Origin of the sequence: Neorhizobium sp. T25_27 (assembly GCF_002968565.1) — a bacterium.
Classification (GTDB): Bacteria; Pseudomonadota; Alphaproteobacteria; order Rhizobiales; family Rhizobiaceae; genus Neorhizobium; species Neorhizobium tomejilense.
The window spans coordinates 25,299-42,930 of the sequence record NZ_PVBJ01000012.1 but is presented as its reverse complement, the minus strand read 5'-3'; the positions used below and the strand labels follow the sequence as shown (position 1 = coordinate 42,930).

The 17,632-nt window shown below is 62.9% G+C and carries 11 protein-coding genes; all 11 read right to left on the bottom strand.

Translation table 11 applies throughout. The features are described from left to right. Positions 1-68 precede the first annotated feature (68 nt). Positions 69-3,614, bottom strand: coding sequence for a double-strand break repair helicase AddA (gene addA / locus C5J24_RS26225; protein ID WP_105422107.1), 3,546 nt, complete (start codon positions 3,612-3,614; stop codon positions 69-71). Beyond that, a complete protein-coding gene (gene addB / locus C5J24_RS26220) occupies positions 3,607-6,810 on the bottom strand; it encodes a double-strand break repair protein AddB (RefSeq protein ID WP_105422105.1) in 3,204 nt (1,067 codons plus the stop codon). Before addB ends, addA begins: the two co-directional genes overlap by 8 nt. Beyond that, a complete protein-coding gene (locus C5J24_RS26215; protein WP_105422103.1) occupies positions 6,807-7,553 on the bottom strand; it encodes a nucleotidyltransferase family protein in 747 nt (248 codons plus the stop codon). Before C5J24_RS26215 ends, addB begins: the two co-directional genes overlap by 4 nt. A 12-nt stretch (positions 7,554-7,565) precedes the next feature. Next, positions 7,566-9,077, bottom strand: coding sequence for a tRNA (adenosine(37)-N6)-threonylcarbamoyltransferase complex ATPase subunit type 1 TsaE (gene tsaE / locus C5J24_RS26210; RefSeq protein WP_105422295.1), 1,512 nt, complete (start codon positions 9,075-9,077; stop codon positions 7,566-7,568). Next, a complete protein-coding gene (locus tag C5J24_RS26205; protein WP_371674836.1) occupies positions 9,074-11,653 on the bottom strand; it encodes an ATP-binding protein in 2,580 nt (859 codons plus the stop codon). Before C5J24_RS26205 ends, tsaE begins: the two co-directional genes overlap by 4 nt. A 273-nt stretch (positions 11,654-11,926) precedes the next feature. After that, positions 11,927-13,327 (bottom strand): adenosylhomocysteinase, encoded by a 1,401-nt coding sequence (gene ahcY / locus C5J24_RS26200; RefSeq protein ID WP_105422101.1) that lies wholly within the window; start codon positions 13,325-13,327, stop codon positions 11,927-11,929. 176 nt (positions 13,328-13,503) lie between these two features. Next, positions 13,504-13,782: an HPr family phosphocarrier protein gene (locus C5J24_RS26195; RefSeq protein WP_105404802.1), complete on the bottom strand. Its 279-nt coding sequence runs from the start codon at positions 13,780-13,782 to the stop codon at positions 13,504-13,506. Positions 13,783-13,795: 13 nt separating this feature from the next. Then, entirely contained in the window at positions 13,796-14,197 is a 402-nt protein-coding gene (locus C5J24_RS26190) for a PTS sugar transporter subunit IIA (protein WP_037086324.1), read from the bottom strand. A 126-nt stretch (positions 14,198-14,323) separates the two neighbouring features. Continuing rightward, entirely contained in the window at positions 14,324-14,788 is a 465-nt protein-coding gene (locus C5J24_RS26185; protein WP_105422099.1) for an HPr kinase/phosphorylase, read from the bottom strand. Next, entirely contained in the window at positions 14,785-16,539 is a 1,755-nt protein-coding gene (locus C5J24_RS26180) for a sensor histidine kinase (RefSeq protein ID WP_245446801.1), read from the bottom strand. The genes C5J24_RS26185 and C5J24_RS26180 overlap by 4 nt, the downstream gene beginning before the upstream one ends. Positions 16,540-16,643: 104 nt before the next feature. Further along, entirely contained in the window at positions 16,644-17,372 is a 729-nt protein-coding gene (chvI, locus tag C5J24_RS26175) for a two-component system response regulator ChvI (protein WP_105404799.1), read from the bottom strand. Between the last annotated feature and the right edge of the window lie 260 nt (positions 17,373-17,632).

Sequence of the window (17,632 nt, the reverse complement as noted above, 5' to 3'; positions counted from 1 at the left end):
CTCTCCTTCACGATTCTCTGTTGGTGTAAATGTGAGCTTCCCGCTCAAAGTTTTCAATGGCCGCTATCTCACTTTGTTTTGAGTTCCGCAAGCGAGCGTGACAGCAGTTCCGCCGGCAGCGTAACCACTTGCGCCGACTCGGTATAGACCAGCACGCAGTCGAAATTCTTTGCCGGATAAAGCGGCCGCAGGATTTCGCGATAGATGGCGAGCTGGGTGCGATGCGAGAGCGGTATTGCGTCGAGGTTCTTCGGCGGCACGCGATTGGTCTTGTAGTCGAGGATGATCACCCGATCCTCGGTCACCACCAGTCGGTCGATGCGGCCGGAAATCGCATAGTCGCGGCCTTCCAGCGCCAGCGTGCCCATGATCGAGACTTCCGATTGGCTGCGCTCGGAAAACACCGGCCCGAGTTCGGCGTGCGACAGCACCGACATGACGCTGGCGACGAGCTTTTCGCGCTCCGCTGCCGACCAGAAACGGGCCGCACGGTCCGCATAACGACGGGCGGCGGAGGCACGTTCAGGCTCTGGAAAATCCGTCAGCATCTGCAGCATGCGGTGGACCAGCTTGCCCTTCTGCAGCGCCAGTCCCGCGCTGTCCTTCTGATTGGCAAACAGCGGCGAAGCGACGATCAGGTCGTCCGCGTCGTCATCGATCATCGTGCCGGCGCCGGAAGGGCTGAGCGGCCGCGGCAGGATTTTTTGTGCAGGCAGGGGACGGGAAAGCGCTGGCGGAAGCGGCCTTCTGTCCGCTTCCGCCGCCTCCTTGTGCGCCGCCTTCGGCGCCTGTCCGGGAGCGGCCGGAAGCCGCCATTTGAAACCGCCCCATTCGCCATCCGAGCCGCGAAACTCCGCCGGGCTGCAATGGTGTTCGTCGGCGGCGAGCGCCTTCGAGATCATCGACTGCCAGGTATCGGGATTGTCGATCTTGCCGCGATAACCGCAGACGATCAGCCGGTCGGCCGCCCGTGTCATCCCCACATAGAGCAGCCGGCGATATTCTTCCTCGGTCGAAGTCCTGATCCGATCGTCGTCGGCTGATGTCATCGCATTGGTCAGCATCTTGCCGGGCACCCAGGCGGGTACATTCTCGCCGGCGATCCGAAGCAGCCGGAATTTCGGCACATGCGAGGAAATGAAGGCCTTCGAGCCGCTGTCGACGAGGAACACCACCGGCGCCTCCAGGCCTTTGGAAGCGTGCACGGTCATGATCCGCACCTCGTTGCGGCCGCCGTCCTGTTCGCGCTTCACCTCCGGCGATTCGATTTCCAGCGTCGAGATGAAGGCCTGCAGGCCTGGCAATCCATTTGTCTCGTGGTCGAGCGCGAAGGTCAGGAATTCGTCGAGAATATCGCCTGCCTCGGTACCGAGCCGGCCAAGGAATTTCCGCCGTCCGCCTTGCGCGCCGAGAATCCGGGCAAACAGGTCATGCGGGCTGAGCTGCCGCGAGAGGCCGAGAAGATGCTGAAGCCGGTCGGCCGCATCGCGGAACCGGAGCGGCTGCTCCTCGCTCAAACGGTTGAGCTGAGCCCAGGCGCTTGTGTTCTCCGCCCGCCGCGCCGCGACTTCGAAGACATCCTCTTCCGAGAGATTGAAGAGCGGGCTTTTGAGCAGCGCCGACAGCGAAAGATCGTCCTGCGGCAAAAGCAGAAAGCGGCCAAGCGCCAGGAGATCCTGCACCGCGATATGGCTCGTCAGCCGCAGCCGGTCGGCACCGGCGACCGGAATATTGTCGCGGCGTTTCAGTGCCCGGGTCAGCGCATTGACGAAAGCGTCGCGCTTTCGGACCAGAACGAGGATGTCACCGGCCTCGATCGGCCGTTCGACGCCCTTTTCGATGATCGTTTCCTTGCCGATCATCTCCTCGATCCGGTTGGCGATCCGGCCCGCGAGAATGGCGGAGGGCGCCTTGTCGGGCGTCGAATCGAATGGTGCGGTCCAGTCTTCCTCCTGCTCGGCGACTTCCGGCACCACGACGTACCAGAGATCGACGGCACCCGGGTGGCCGATCCGGTTGGAACGGTGCTGCACCGGTTCGCCCAGTGCGCTGAGACCTCGAAAGTTCTCCTCCAGAGAAAACACCTGGTCGACGGCTGCGAGCACATCGGCCGTTGAGCGGAAGGAGAGCGGCAGCCGCACCGAGTGGAAGGCCTGGTCGCTGGCCCGCACCCGTTTTTCCGTCTCGCTGCGCTCTTCCGCAAACCGTTCCGGCCGGGCGCCCTGGAAGGAATAGATCGACTGTTTTTCGTCGCCGACAGCAAAGATGGTGCGGCGGGTCTCGCGGGCGCTGGCGCCGGAATAGAAATCCTCCGCGAGCGACTTGATCACCGTCCACTGGATGGGGCTGGTGTCCTGCGCCTCGTCGACGAGAATGTGGTCTATGCCCTGGTCGAGCTTGTAGTGCACCCACGCGCCGACGCCGTCGCGGGTGAGAAGATCGGCGGTGCGGGCGATCAGGTCCTCGAAGTCGAGTAGGCTGCGTTGTTTTTTCAGGTCCTCGTAATCGTCGTTGAGGCGTTGCGCCAGCGTCAGCGCCGCCTTGGTGGCGAGGAACATCCGGATCAGCCGCAGCCGGTCGCGACAAGCGACGACATGGGCACGAGCGGCCGCCACGGCGTCGGTCAGTTCCGGTGCCGTCGTTGTCATCGCCTTGGCGACCAGCGAACTGTCGGCTTTCGGCTTGCCTTCGCGGGTAAGGAAAATCTGGTCGAGATGCTGGGCCCGCTTCAGGACATCCGGCTCCTTGGCGACCAGCCGGAGGCCGTAAGCGACTTCCGTGACCTTCTGCCCGCCCTTCTGGTCGGCGAGTGCCAGATAAAGATCGAGCGTCAGGCCGGAGAGCCCGGGCAGGGGCCAGTAGGCTGCTGCTATACTGTCTTCCGTGTCGGCTGGCCCCAACCCTAGCGCGCGCTTCAGTTCGACGCCGATGCCGCCGTGACGTTCGGCATGGGCAATGAAACGGCGGATCGCGGTGCGGTTGGCGATGATATCGCCGAGTAGCGTTTCGAGCCCGAATTCGTCGCCGAGATCCAGCACATGCGCAAAGGCTTCTGCGAGCACCGGGTCTTCTTCCGCAGAGGTCGCCGTCAGCAGCGAACGCCGCGCATCGGCAAGCAGGGCGGAGGCGGCGCGGTCGTCGAGCACCGAAAAATGCCCGGCGACATTGGCTTCGAGCGGAAATTGGTGCAGCAGCGCTTCGCAGAAGGCGTGGATGGTTTGGATCTTCAGCCCGCCCGGCGTTTCCAGAGCCTTCGCGAACAGCCGCCGCGCCTCCGCGAGCTTAAAAACATCCGGCTCAGCGCCTTCGATGCCAGCGATCCGCTTGCGCAGCTCGTCGTCCGAAAGCACCGTCCATTCCGAAAGCCGCTGGAAGACACGGTTCGACATTTCCGATGCGGCCGCCTTGGTATAGGTGAGGCAGAGGATCGATGAAGGCCGACAACCGGCGAGCAGCAGGCGGATGACCCGCTGGGTCAGCACATGCGTCTTGCCGGAGCCGGCATTGGCGGAAACCCAGGCGGAACTTATGGGATCGGAGGCGAGCGATTGCTGCACCGTCGTCCAGTCGATCCACCTGATCGGGTCGTCGCCCTCCGGAGCCAGATCACTCATCGACTTCCGCCTCCTCGTCGTCGGCCGTCGACCATTCGGCAACACGGGCGAGGTGGTCGTATTCGCCGCCGAAATCATTCTGCGCCATCGGGACGAGCCGTGATGCAAAGCCGGCTTCTCCATTGCGGAGCGTGATCACGAACCGGGCCAGCTGCTCGAGGGATTCGTCCGCCAGATCGATCGCGGATTTAGGCTGCCGCTTGGCCGTCGCGTTCGAACCCTCGTTGTTGACCTTATCTTCCCGGAACCGGTCGCCGGGACGCAGCCGGACATAGAGCAGCTGGTCGGGCGTCAAGGGACCGGCATCCTTGAAAGCTCCGGCCCGAAGCGCCGCCGCCTCAAGCCCGAGCTGCGGATCGAGCAGTGCCCGCGCCTGGGAAACGGATGGGCTGAGGCCCGTCTTGTAGTCGACGATGTCCGCAAGGCCCGAACCTTTGATGTCGATCCGGTCGGCGATCCCGGTGACGCGGATGCCGGCGGGCGCCAGATCCCAGCCGGCACCGACTTCCGTCATCGTCCTGTGGATATCCGGCGCCCGCTCGACTTCCCAGTCCAGGAAGGCGCGGGCGACTTCGACAAAACGGGGCCGCCAGACGCGGTCGATATGGGTTGGCAGCTGTTCGACATCGAAAAGTTCCTGAGTGATGCGGCGCATCGCCTCTTTGGCCGCAGGCGTGCCGGGCTTATGGCCCTCACGCGTGTAGCGGTCGATGATCGCGTGGTAGAGCGTGCCGCGTTCGGAAGCGCCGGGATCGCGGTTGAACGGGGCGAGCGGATCGAGCTTCAGGATCCGGCGGGCATAGATCGAATAAGGGTCGCGGCGCAGTCGCCCGACCTCGCTGAAGGAATACTTTACCGGCTGTAGGTTTGCCGGCGGTTTCGGGGCCGGGCGCTTGGCAACCGGCTGGTTTTCGCCGGCGTCGATCATGGAGGCCCAATCGCGGTATTGGTGTCCGCGCGCCTTGAGATCTTCGGCGAATTGTCTTCCACCCAAGGCCAGCAGCCGCTGCAGCCAGCGTGAGGCGACGGTCGGCGTCGATCCCTGCCGCGTCGAGCGCGACAGGATCAGATGCCGGGTGCCGCAGGCCATTTCGAAATCGTGGGCGAGCTGGCCGATCCGCCGTTCCGGCGGCTCCAGGCCCATATCGGTCTTCATGGTGCGGGACAGGAAGGGGTTGTTGACCGTCTGGCCGGGCCAGGACCCTTCGTTGAGCCCGCCGAGGATCATCGTATCGACGCTCTGCAGCCGGGCTTCCAGCGTGCCGAAGATGAAAATGCGCGGATGGCTGAGCGAACGGGGCTTTACTGCCTCGCCTGTTGTCAGCGCCATGACGATATCGATCCATTGCGGACCGTCCGCCTCCATCTGCCCGTCGGTGTCGATGACTTCGGAGAGCAACCCCGCCAGCCGCTCGCCAGCTTCGCCGGACCAGAGCGCCGCGAGGTTTTTCCCTTCATCCACGCAGATTGCTTCCAGCGCGCGGCCCGTGCGTTCGGCCCAGTCGGAGAGCGTCAGCTTGGCGGTGAGGCCGCGCCCGTCCGGCCGGCGGCGGATGAGGGCCGAGGCGAGCGGCTCGACCGCCTTCGCCAGCCGCCGGGCGAGGTCGCGGGCCTTGTCGATGGCGTCGGCAGGCAGCGACAGCCGCCAGTGAGGCGTATGCCGGTCTTTAAGCTGGGCAGCAAGCTGGGTTTCGAGCAGCGGCTCCAGCGCCGAAATGTCCATGTCGCCCAGACCGCCGCGCAGTGCCAGGATTTCGAGCGCTTCGACGGAAGACCGCAGATCGGCAGTGGGCAGGCCGAGCCGCATCAGCGGGTGTTTGATCAGCGCCACGATCGCCACCGGGTCGCCCGGCCGAAGCGTCGCTTCGAGGAGAAGCTGGGTCAGCGTGCCTTGCGGCGTGCCGGAAAGTGGCGAACCGGCGGAATCGTCGGCGAGCAGGCCGAAACGGGAAAGTTCGGCGGTGACCCGGCGGGCCAGCGCACGATCGGGAGTGATCAGCGCCGCCTGGCTCTCGCCGCCATTTTTGCCCGGCTGTTCGAGCGCCAGCCGGAGCGCGATGGCGATCGCCACGGCCTCCTCGCGTTCGTTCGAGGCTTCGATCAGCGAGACGTCAGCAAAGGCCTGGGCCAGGAGGGAGGAGTCGGCGTTGTCCCGCCAGGTGCTCCACCGGTCGGTCGCCTTGGCGGGCACCAGCGCCTGGGAGAGGGCTTCGGCGCGGAAGGCGAGATCGCCCGGAACTTCGCCGAGCACCGCCACGTCTTCCCGCGTCACGCCGAGCTTTTTGAGCAGCCGCGACAGGCCGAATTGCGAATGGCTGCGGCTGGCGGGTTCCGGTTTGCCGTCAAAGGCCTCTTCGCCGATCATCGCCCATTGATCCGCCGGCATCGAGAGGTCGAGCCCCGGCAGAACGACGGTGCCGTTCGGAAGGTTGGAGATCGCGGCGATCAGGTCGGCAGCGGCCGGCACGGAGCCGGTCGAACCCGCGACGATCACCGGTCCCTTGTGATCCCTGGACGCAATTCGCCTTGCCTCGCCGCGCAGGATCGCCGCCTGGTGTTTCGCCGGTGAAGAACGCCGCAGTTCTTCAAGACGAAGCGGCCAGAAGGCGCTGGCGATCGACAGAAACTCCGCGGTCAGCCGCCACCAGAGCGCATGTTCGCCGGTGTCGAGTTTTTTGAGATCCGCCCAATCGCGCTCCTCGGTCTCGACCGCGTCGATGAGCTCCGCAAGCGCCCGGGCGAGCCAGATGGCATCGGCGGGGCTAGCCGGTGCGACGAGCGGTGATTCCGAATGCACGTCGAGCACGATTTTCGGAAGCTGGTTGCGCCAGGCAAGGATCAGCCGGCCGAGTTCGAGCAGGCGCGCGGTGCCGCCGATCGGCAGCGCCAGGTCCATCTCCTCAGGGGCTACGAGGTCGAAATAGCCGCTGTCGTCGTCGGTTTCACCAAGCGGCCGGATGACCGGTAGGATCGCCGATCGGCCGCCGAGCAGATCGACGAATTCGGAGCGCAGCACGCGGGCAGACCGTCGCGTCGGTACGTAGATGGTCACGTCGGCGAGCGAAAGCGGATCGGCCGGATCGTAGCGGAAGGTCTCGTTGAGACGGCCGTCGCAGAGTGCCGCTGCCACGGTCTTGAGGAACGGCGCTCCGGCGGCGATCGAAAAGACCCGCTTCTTGCCGGATAGCGTGGTCATGCCTCCACCGGATAGCGCGCGATTACCGCTTCGGCTTCCGGCAGCGCTTCCGGCGTGCCGACGGTGATCCAGTGGCCATCGAGCATGGTTCCATAGAGCCGGCCGCGGGCGATAGCCTTGTCGAAATAGATATTGATATTGAAGGCATCGGACGGCGCGTCATCCAGAAAGGACGGGCTCATCGCGAAGGCGCCGGCATAAACGACCGGATTGGTCGGATCGTCCCGGTAACGCCTCAATTGGCCATCCGCATCCATGCCGAAATCGTTGATACCGTTGTGCCCGGTCGTGTTGTTGATATCGACGCAGAGCATCGCGATGTCCATGCGCTCGGGGTCGAAGAAATTTGCCAGTTGCTGCAGGTTGGTCGGTTTGTCGGGTGTCTCGCCGATCCAGAAGAGGTCGGCATTCATGATGAAAACCGTGCCGCGATCGAGGAGCTTCAGCCCCTTTACGATACCGCCGCCATTGTTCATCAGCGCGTCGCGCTCGTCGGAGATCAGGATTTCGAGGCCCTTGTAAGCTTCAAGATGCCCTGCCATCTGGTCGGCGAAGTGGTGCACATTGACCACCGCACGCTCGACGCCAGCTTCCTTTAGCGAATCCAGCACGTAATCGATCATCGGCTTGCCGGCGACCGGCACCAGCGGCTTCGGCATTGTGTTGGTGATCGGCCGCATGCGAGTGCCGAGCCCTGCGGCAAGCACCATGGCCTGTTTGATGGGGGCTCGTTGAATGGTCATCGGCAACCGTAATTATGATTCGGGCAGTTCTATTCCAGCCCGGCGACACCAATCGCGCAAGGGGGTGAGCACATCATGCTTCAGCGCCGTCGCGAGATGGCGTAGCGTCCGCGGCATGTGCTTCAGATAGCCCGGCTTGCCATCCCGCTGCAAGAGCCTCACCCAAAGGCCGGCGAGTTTGCAGTTGCGCTGCGCCGCCATGATCGCCCAGGCCTTCAGGAACGTCGGCTCGTCGAAGGCTCCGAGTGCGCGGCGAAGCGTCACGTAATCCAGCATCAGCTGATCGGCAAGCGCCTTCGGAATGTCCACCCGTGCGTCTTGAACGACAGAGGCGAGATCATAGGCGGTCGGGCCGATCATCGCATCCTGGAAGTCGATCAGGCCGACGCGTCGCACGCCCGATTCATGCGGCCGCCAGATGATATTGGGCGAATGGAAATCGCGCAGCAGCAGGTTCTTCTCGACATCGTCGAGTTCGCGGATGAGATTGTCCCAGATCGCCAGATATTCCCGGCGTTCCTCGTCGGTCGCCGCTGTGCCGCGCTTCCAGGGTAGGTGCCAATCGATCAGAAGCCGGGCTTCCATCTTCATCGCGGTCGGATCGAAGTCGGGAATGTGGTGGATATGGCCGTCCCCGACCGGCAGGTCCTGGCGCATCTCGTGGCTGTGCAGGAAGGCGAGGCACACGACGCTTTCGCGGTAGCGTTCTTCGATGGGGTTGCCGTCTTCGTCGACGGCACCTTCTACGCCGAGATTTTCGATCAGCAGGATGCCCTGGTCGTAATCCACATGCAGCACTTCCGGCGCCGCCAGGCCCAGTTCGCGCAGGTATTCGTCGATCGCAACGAAGGGATAGGGGTCCTCGGCCAGATGCGCGACCTTGGGATAGGGTTTGCCGTCAAGAACCGGCGGCCCTTCCGCCGGGCGCGGCCAGTCCATCAGGATCAGCGTTTCGCCGTTCGCGATCGTCACGCTTTCATAGGCGCGCGTCGAAGCGTCGCCGGTGAGGAAACGCCGCCGGGCGCCGGGGTAACCATGGCTGTCCAGAAATTCCCGGATCGCCAGCACACGGCGGATACGCTGCATCTGCGCGTCCGGGGCGGTGATCGTCGCCGTCCGGCCGCTGCCGCTCTGTTCGAGCCTGAGCTGGATGCGGGCCTGCGGCAGCAGGTCGTCGGCGACCTCGGGCCATTCCACCAGGCAGATGCCGTTGGAAAGCGCCTCGTCGAAACCAAGTTCGTCGAGCTCTGAGGAATCCCCAAGCCGATAGAGATCGAAATGCGCCACCGGAATGCGCAGCTCGTAACTCTGCACCAGGGTGAAGGTGGGGCTCGGCACTTCGAGCTCGTCTTCATCGCCAAGCGCGCGCAAAAAAGCCCGGGCGAAGGTCGATTTGCCGGCACCGAGATCGCCGGAAAGGGCGATCCAGTCGCCCTTCTTCAGCGCCAGCGCCATATCCTCGCCAAGGCGGATCGTTTCGGCCTCGTCGGCAAGCGTCAGGGTAAGGGCCGTCTCACCACTCATTCGGCGGCGACGGACCGCGCCGTCGTGCCGCTCGGAATGCGGCACGTAACCGTGGTTCCCTGGCCGGGCTTGCTGTCGATCGCGACATCGCCGTGATGCAGCGTCACGAAGCTTTCGACGATCGAAAGGCCGAGGCCCGCGCCCGAGCGTTTGCCGCCCTTGGCATTGGCCGAGAAGCGGTCGAACACTGTTTTCAGGATATCTTCCGGAATCCCCGGGCCCTTGTCGGTCACCGAGAAGAACACGTCGCTATGGGTGCGCCAGCAGTTGAGCGTGATGGCTGAGCCGTCCGGCGCAAAGTTGGTGGCGTTGGTCAGCAGCTTGATGAGGATCTGCTTCAGCCGCTGCTGGTCGGCGACGATGGTGCCGAGACCGGCCGGCGCGGTGATCGCCAGCGTCACGCCGTTTTCGTGCAGCCGGTCGGCGATCTGCATGGCCACGTCGTCGAGCAGGTCGTCGATCGCCATTTCAGAATAGTTGAGCTGCATGATCCCGGCATCGACGGTCGCCAGATCGAGGATGTCGTTGACGATCGTCAGGAGAACCGACGATGACGTCGAGATATGATCGATATATTCCGACTGCCGATCGTTCAACGGGCCGATGCCGGGCGTCTTCAGGAGATCGGTGAAGCCGATGATATTGGTCAGCGGCGAGCGCAGTTCGTAGGAGACGTGCTGGACGAAATCGTTCTTGAGCTCGTCTGCCTTCTGCAGCGCCTCGTTCTTTTCCTTGAGCGCCCGTTCCGCCCTGGCACTCGCCGTCATGTCGACGAAGGTCAGCATCGTCTGGGCGTTCGGCAGCGGCGTCACGGCATAGTCGAGGATCAGGCCGGAATAAAGCTCGAACGTGCCCTGCAGCGAGGGGCGCTCGTCGTCGAAATTGGTCAGCATCTGGCCGAAGCGGCGCCAGCCATCCTGCTTGTCGTAGGATGGCGCGCAGGCGGTCTCGATCGCCTTGATATGCGTGCCCGGCTTCGATTCTTCGGCGGTAATGCCCCAGAGCGCCCGGAAGGCGGGGTTGGAGAGGCGGATGCGCCCGTCCGGCCCGAAGACGGTGACGCCTTCGGACAGATGGTCGATCGTTTCGCCCTGGACCTGGACCAGCGTATTGTAACGGGTCTCGAGATCCACCTGTTCGGTAAGGTTCTCGAACACCCAGGTGGCACCACCCTGCGGGTGGGCGGTGGCGATCACGCGCAGTGTCTGGCCGTTCGGCAGGTGCCAGAGGTCAGTCTGGGTGTTGGGAGATTGATAGACGGACAAGGCCGCGTCCTTCCAGCTCCGCCAGCTGAGCTGCTCCGGCAGCTTGCCTTCGCTGCGCAATTTATCGAGCAGCTCGCTATTGTCCGGCCTGGAATCGAGGAAGGGCAGGGTGAACCCCCAGAGCTGCACGAAAGCCTGGTTGTAGAACTGCAGCCGGCGCTCGCCGTCGAAGATGGCGACAGGCGTTGCCAGATGGTCGAGCGTTTCGGCGTGGCTCTTCAGCGTCCGCTTCAGTTCCTCGCGCACGGCTTCCACCTCGGAAACGTCGACCGCCAAGCCTGCCGAACCGCCGGGTATGACGACGTCGACGACGTCGAACATTGTCCGGTTTCCGTGCACGACCGTGGATATCCGGTCATGGAAAGGCGAGGTGGAGGTTGCCGCCGACCTGATCTTTTCGCGTGCGATCGAGCCCAGAAATTCGCGGCCGTCCTCAAGGGCTTGCGCAGGCGTCGGAGCCTCCACGGCATCGCCATAGGCGTGGTTCACCCAGGTGAGCCTGCCCTGCGAATCGCGGCGCCAGACCGGGTGCTCGATGGCGTCGAGCAGCGAATGGAACATCATGATCGAGTTCGTCAGCCGCTCGCGCTCGATCTTGAGCTCGGCCAGTTCGGCGCGCAGGTTGTTGAGTGCGATGAAGCGGACAAAGGCCTTGCCGCCTGAAACGCGGCCCTGCACTTCCAGGATCTCGTCGCGGTTGGTCTCGACGACCATGTCGAAGGAGCGGGCTTCGACCCGCAGCAGTTCGACGGATTTTTCCAGTTCGCTGGCCGAACTGCCGCGCATCCAGCGGCCGAAGGCGAGAAATTCGCGGTCCTGCTGCGGTGCGCCGGTTTCCACCGGCAGCTGGCCGAGGAATTCCGGTTTGGAGGATCCGCTTTCCCACACGACGATCCGGCGGTTCTTGTCGGCGATCAGGGCTTCGAACTTGGAAATCCGCTGCTGCGCATCCGAAAGGGCGCTGCGCATTTCCTGGGTTTCGGCTTCCATGTTGCCGCGCTGACGCACCAGCCAGATGGCGGAAAACAGGGCGGCACCAAGCGCGCCCATCACCAGCGATGAAACGATGACTTCCGTCGAAGAAAACAGGCGGACGGCTGAATCGCCCGACTGCTGCGCAAGCGCTGCGGTCGCGAGCCCTGAAAGGGCGGTGCCCGAAAGGAAAGCGCTGCCGAATAGCGCCAGGCGGCGAAGTCTTCCACCGGTCGCATTATCGTCCGGTGTCCCCGAAACGAAACGCAAAGCCGGAGCGTCCGCTCCGCCGCAAAGGGGATCGGCCCGTTCTGACGAGCTCATTTTTTTTACCGACATATCCGGTCTGTCTCCGTCCAATTGCCGCTCATCGACAAGACATACCACTCCGTGCCTTGCCCGTAGCCGGACGGCTCCCAATCACATGGTGGGAGCGCGACGATGGTCGAAAACCGCTGGCGGCTTCCGGCATCACGCTCCAGGGAAGGCGCGAATCAAGTTCTAAAACAATACTTGCTTAGGGAATCGCCGGGAAGGGATGCGCCCAAAAAAGAAACCGCGACCTTTGTCAAGGCCGCGGCTACCATATCTTGTGGATTGACCGGCTATTGATTAGTACCGGTAGTGTTCAGCCTTGAACGGGCCGGTCTGCGAGACGCCGATATAGGCTGCCTGCTCGTCGGAGAGTTCCGTCAGCTTCACGCCGAGCTTGGCGAGATGCAGGCGAGCGACCTTTTCGTCGAGGTGCTTCGGCAGGATATAGACGTCGTTCTTGTACTCGCCCTGCTTGGTGAAGAGTTCGATCTGGGCGAGCGTCTGGTTGGTGAACGATGCCGACATCACGAAAGAGGGATGGCCGGTGGCGTTACCGAGGTTGAGCAGGCGGCCTTCCGACAGAAGGATGATGCGGTTGCCCTTCGGGAACTCGATCATGTCGACCTGCGGCTTGACGTTGGTCCACTTGAGGTTCTTGAGCGCGGCGACTTGGATTTCATTGTCGAAGTGGCCGATATTGCCGACGATCGCCATGTCCTTCATCGCACGCATGTGATCGATGCGGATGACGTCCTTGTTGCCGGTCGTGGTGATGAAGATGTCGGCGCTGTCGACGACGTCTTCGAGGACGACGACTTCAAAGCCGTCCATGGCGGCCTGCAGGGCGCAGATCGGATCGACTTCGGTGACCTTGACGCGGGCGCCGGCGCCGGCGAGCGAAGCGGCCGAACCCTTGCCCACGTCGCCGTAACCGCAGACGACGGCAACCTTGCCGGCCATCATCACGTCGGTGCCGCGGCGGATGCCGTCGACCAGCGATTCCTTGCAGCCGTATTTGTTGTCGAACTTCGACTTGGTGACCGAATCGTTGACGTTGATCGCCGGGAAGGGCAGCAGGCCCTTCTTGGACAGTTCGTAGAGGCGGTGCACGCCCGTGGTGGTTTCTTCGGTAACGCCCTTGATTGCGTCGCGCTGCTTGGTGAACCAGCCCGGCGATGCCTTGAGGCGCTTCTTGATCTGCGCGATGAGAATTTCTTCTTCTTCCGACGTCGGGTTCGAAAGAACGTCTTCGCCGGCTTCGGCGCGGGCGCCGAGCAGGATGTACATGGTGGCGTCGCCGCCGTCATCGAGGATCATGTTGGAGAGGCCGCCATCGGCCCACTGGAAGATCTTGTCGGTATAGTCCCAGTACTCGGTGAGCGATTCGCCCTTGACGGCGAAGACCGGAATGCCGGCGGCGGCGATCGCCGCAGCAGCATGGTCCTGGGTCGAGAAGATGTTGCAGGACGCCCAGCGGATTTCCGCGCCGAGGTGCTGAAGGGTCTCGATCAGAACGGCCGTCTGGATGGTCATGTGGAGGGAGCCGGAGATACGGGCGCCCTTCAGCGGCTTGGTGGGGCCGAATTCTTCGCGGCACGACATCAGGCCCGGCATTTCGGTCTCTGCGATGTCGAGCTCCTTGCGGCCGTAGGCGGCAAGATTGATATCCGCGACGACGTAATCCTTCTCAGTGCTCATAAAGCTCTCCATGTTCGGTGGTGCCCTCTCCGGCGGGGGCACCGCCGGACGTGGCAAGACCCGCTTTGGCCAAGCGGAAACTGGCCAGCGGTTTAGCAGGCTTCCGGCGAGCTGGCAACGGGATATAAAGAGGTCTTTATATGTTTATGTCAGTGAAAGGTTAAGCGGCGGGCGCGTCAGGCTTCTTCGCCGAACTTGTTGGCGACGAGCTGTTCCAGCGCGTTCAACGCCTCCTCGGCCTGATGGCCTTCGGCTGAGACCTCGATCGAGCATCCCGTGCTGGCCGCGAGCATCATCAGGCCCATGATCGAGGTACCGCCGACGGTCGTTCCGTCTTTGGAAACGGTAATCCGCGCATCGAAGGTTTCCACCATCTGCACGAATTTGGCAGAGGCGCGCGCATGCAGTCCACGCTTGTTGACGATCAGGAATTCACGGGAAGAGGGGGATGACATCCGGTCTGGGTTCTCATTTGCCGCTGAGGACGCGGCTTGCGACATTGATGTATTTGCGGCCGGCTTCGGAGGCTTCGGCGAGCGCCTTGTCCATGTTGTTGTCGCTGCGCACGCCGGCAAGCTTGATCAGCATCGGTAGGTTCATGCCGGCAATGACTTCGATCCGGCCGCTTTCCATGACGGAAATGGAAAGATTGGAGGGTGTGCCGCCGAACATGTCCGTCAGAATGATGACGCCATGGCCTTCATCGGCATTGGTGACGGCATCGACGATATCCTGCCGCCGCTGATCCATGTCGTCCTCGGGACCGATCGATACGGTTTCGATGAATTTCTGAGGCCCGACGACATGCTCCACCGCATGACGAAATTCCTCAGCCAGCTTGCCATGGGTGACAAGCACTAGTCCGATCATGAAAACTGCCCCCTGCTATGGAAACTCGGCGCCAATATCGCATTGCAATAAGGCGGTCCAGCGGTGGGATGCCATCTTCTCCAAGTAGACTCGAAGTTCAAGTTAAAAAATCAGGCCTCAGGATGATCAAAACGGCATCTCGCCATGAAAATCGGGCGCGAACGCCGCCAGAACCGCCAAAGGGTCCGCTGCACCGCGCCATATCCGGACAAGCGGAAGGTCGCCGAGACCTGGGATCCGGAAGTGTTCGTTTTCCGGCGGAAGCCTTTCATCTTCGGGCAGGGAAATGATCTCGACCGCAAGGTCCAGCGCCGCGGCGGAGAGGCTTTCGACACGGGCGATGCCGCTGCCGCGCAGTTCGATGAGGCCGACGATCGGTTCCGGCCGGGTGGCGAGCAGATGATCGCCGTGGCGCGAGACGAGCACCTGATCGTCGGCCACCAGGGCCGCGTAAGCGCCCTGACGCCGGGCCGCGGCGATACAGGTGAAGGCGAGCATGGATTTGCCGCTGCCGGACGGGCCAGTGAAGAGGAGGCCCTTGGTGCCGATGACGATCGCGGTCGCATGGATATTGACCGGCGTCGTGCTCATTGGTCTTCGCCGCCCGGCAGCGACAGCGTGAAGCGCGCCCCCGTCACAGCATCCGTCTTGGCGTCGTGCACGTTTTCCGCCTTCAGCGAGCCGCCATGGGCCTCGGCGATCTGCCGGCTGATAGACAGGCCGAGGCCGGAATTCTGGCCGAAACTCTCGCCGTCCGGCCGGTCCGTATAGAAGCGTTCGAAAATGCGGTCGATATCCTCCGCCTGGATGCCGGGACCGTTGTCCTCCACCGTCACGATCACGCGATCCCTGGTGCAGGAGAGCCGGATGGTAATGCGGCCGCCCTTCTCGGGCACGAAGGATCGCGCGTTCTCGATGAGGTTGGTGATGATCTGCCCGAGGCGAAGATCATGGCCGTTGACCAGGAAGGCCGACCGGTTGCCGGCCTTGTTGTCCACGGTGAGACTGATTTCTACCGGTTTGCGGCCGCTGCGGATCTGCCTCGAAATATCGACGAGATTGCCGAGCAGGTTTTCCATGTCGACGGACGTCGAATCCGAGCGGGCAAGCTCGGCGTCCAGCCGCGAAGCATCGGAAATGTCGCTGATCAGGCGGTCGAGGCGGCGCACGTCATGGAAGATGATTTCCGTCAGGCGCTGTTTCGACTCCTCCGATTTCGCCAGGGGCAGGGTCTCGACGGCGCTGCGAAGCGAAGTCAGCGGGTTCTTGAGCTCGTGGCTGACATCGGCCGCGAAACTCTCGATCGCATCAATGCGGTCGTAGAGCGCGTTGGTCATCTCGCGAAGCGCGATCGAAAGATTGCCGATTTCATCCTGGCGATAGGAGAAGTCCGGGATTTCCTCGCGCTGCTTGGCGCCGCGCCGCACACGGATTGCGGCTGCCGCCAGCCGCCGCAGCGGATTGGCGATGGTCGACGACAGCAGCAACGACAAGAGGATGTTGACCAGCGTCGCGACGCCGAAGACGCGCATGATCGCCAGCCGTTCCGCATGCACGATCTTGTCGATGTCGCCGGCCTGGGTCGACAGAAGAAGCACGCCGAGCACGGCGCGGAAACGCTGGACCGGCACGGCGACGGAAACGATCAGCTCGCCGCGGTCAGTGACGCGCACCAGCGCCCCCCGAACGCCGGTCAGCGCGTTCATCACCTCCGGATAGATCGAACCGTCGCCGCCCGGCGCTTCCTTGTAGACCGGCAGGTTGCCCGGCTGCAGCAGGCGGTTGATGAGGCCCGCAAACCATTCGCTCCAGGTCTGCGCTTCGTTTTCCACCGGCGGCAGGTCGAAACGTAGCACCTGTCCGCGCGAATAGAGATGGCGGGAATCGAGCAGCAGGTTCGCGTCGGCATCGAAAATCCGGGCGCGGGTGCGGGTCGGCGAAATCAGCCGCCTCAGAACCGGCGCGACGCGCTCGGGATCGATCGGAAAATCGAGGTCCTCGTCGTTCGGCACCGGCGTAATGCTCTGGCCGGCCTGCAGTTCGAGGAGTTTCTGGGGGTCGATGGTGATCGAGTTGGTATCGACCGAGGCTGAGGCGGAAATCGCGCCGGCGATGATCTCGCCCTGGGTCAGCAGGCTCTCGACGCGGGCGTCGATCAGCCCCTCGCGGAACTGGTTGAGGTAGAGAATGCCGGCGACCAGCACCACCGTCGCGGCGATATTGAAGAACAGGATGCGGCGGGTGAGGCTCGAAAAGACCGCGTGGCCGAACACCCGCCGAATGAGCGTGAAGGGACGCGACCAGAACTTCCGCGGCGCGCGGCGTGTCCCAGCCTTCTCCATTCGGGCGATATTGCTGTCGAATGTTTGATCTGCCACTGCAGTCCTTCCACCGGGCCAGCTTAGCGCTCGTCCGGCCGTGGCCTCAAGTTAACCTTTCGCAAGGGTCAAGCCGACTCGCGGAATCGATAACCCACGCCATAAAGCGTTTCGATCATATCGAAGTCGTTGTCGACCATCTTGAACTTCTTGCGCAGCCGCTTGATGTGGCTGTCGATGGTGCGATCGTCCACATAGACCTGCTCGTCATAGGCGGCGTCCATCAGCGCATCGCGGCTTTTGACGACGCCGGGCCGCTGGGCCAGGGAATGCAGGATCAGGAACTCGGTCACCGTCAGCGTCACCGGCTCGCCCTTCCAGGTGCAGGTATGGCGCTCCTGATCCATGGCAAGCTGACCGCGTTCGAGGGTGCGGGCCGCCTGCTGATCGGCTGCCATCTTGGCCCCGGCACCGCCGGCGGCTTGTGCCTCGCGGCTGCCGGCGCGTCGCAGGATCGCCTTGACGCGCTCCACCAGAAGACGCTGCGAGAACGGCTTGGTGATGAAGTCATCGGCGCCCATCTTCAGCCCGAACAGTTCGTCGATCTCTTCATCCTTGGAGGTGAGGAAGATCACCGGCAGGTCGGACTTCTGCCGCAGGCGGCGCAGAAGCTCCATGCCGTCCATGCGCGGCATCTTGATATCGAAGATCGCCAACTGCGGAGGGCGGGCGATCAGCCCGTCGAGCGCGGAAGCGCCATCCGTATAGGTCTCGACCTTGTATCCTTCTGCCTCGAGTGCAATCGACACCGACGTCAGGATATTGCGGTCGTCGTCTACGAGCGCGATTGTCTGCATGCTCTCCATCTCCGTCATCATCTATGCGCATCTCCTGGAAATCACCCCAGCCAGGCGGCATCAGCCGACGCGCTTCTTGAGTATAAAGGTGGAACAAATTGTGGCAAAGATAAAGGGGCCGCTGACGATCGTGCGTTTTGGCAATGGAGTTTAAGATAGCGCGGATGCGGATTGAAACCTTTATTAAACCGATTTAAAGAGGAATAAAATTTTTTAAATCGATTAAATAATTGATATTATTAAAGAATTTGCAAAGGGCC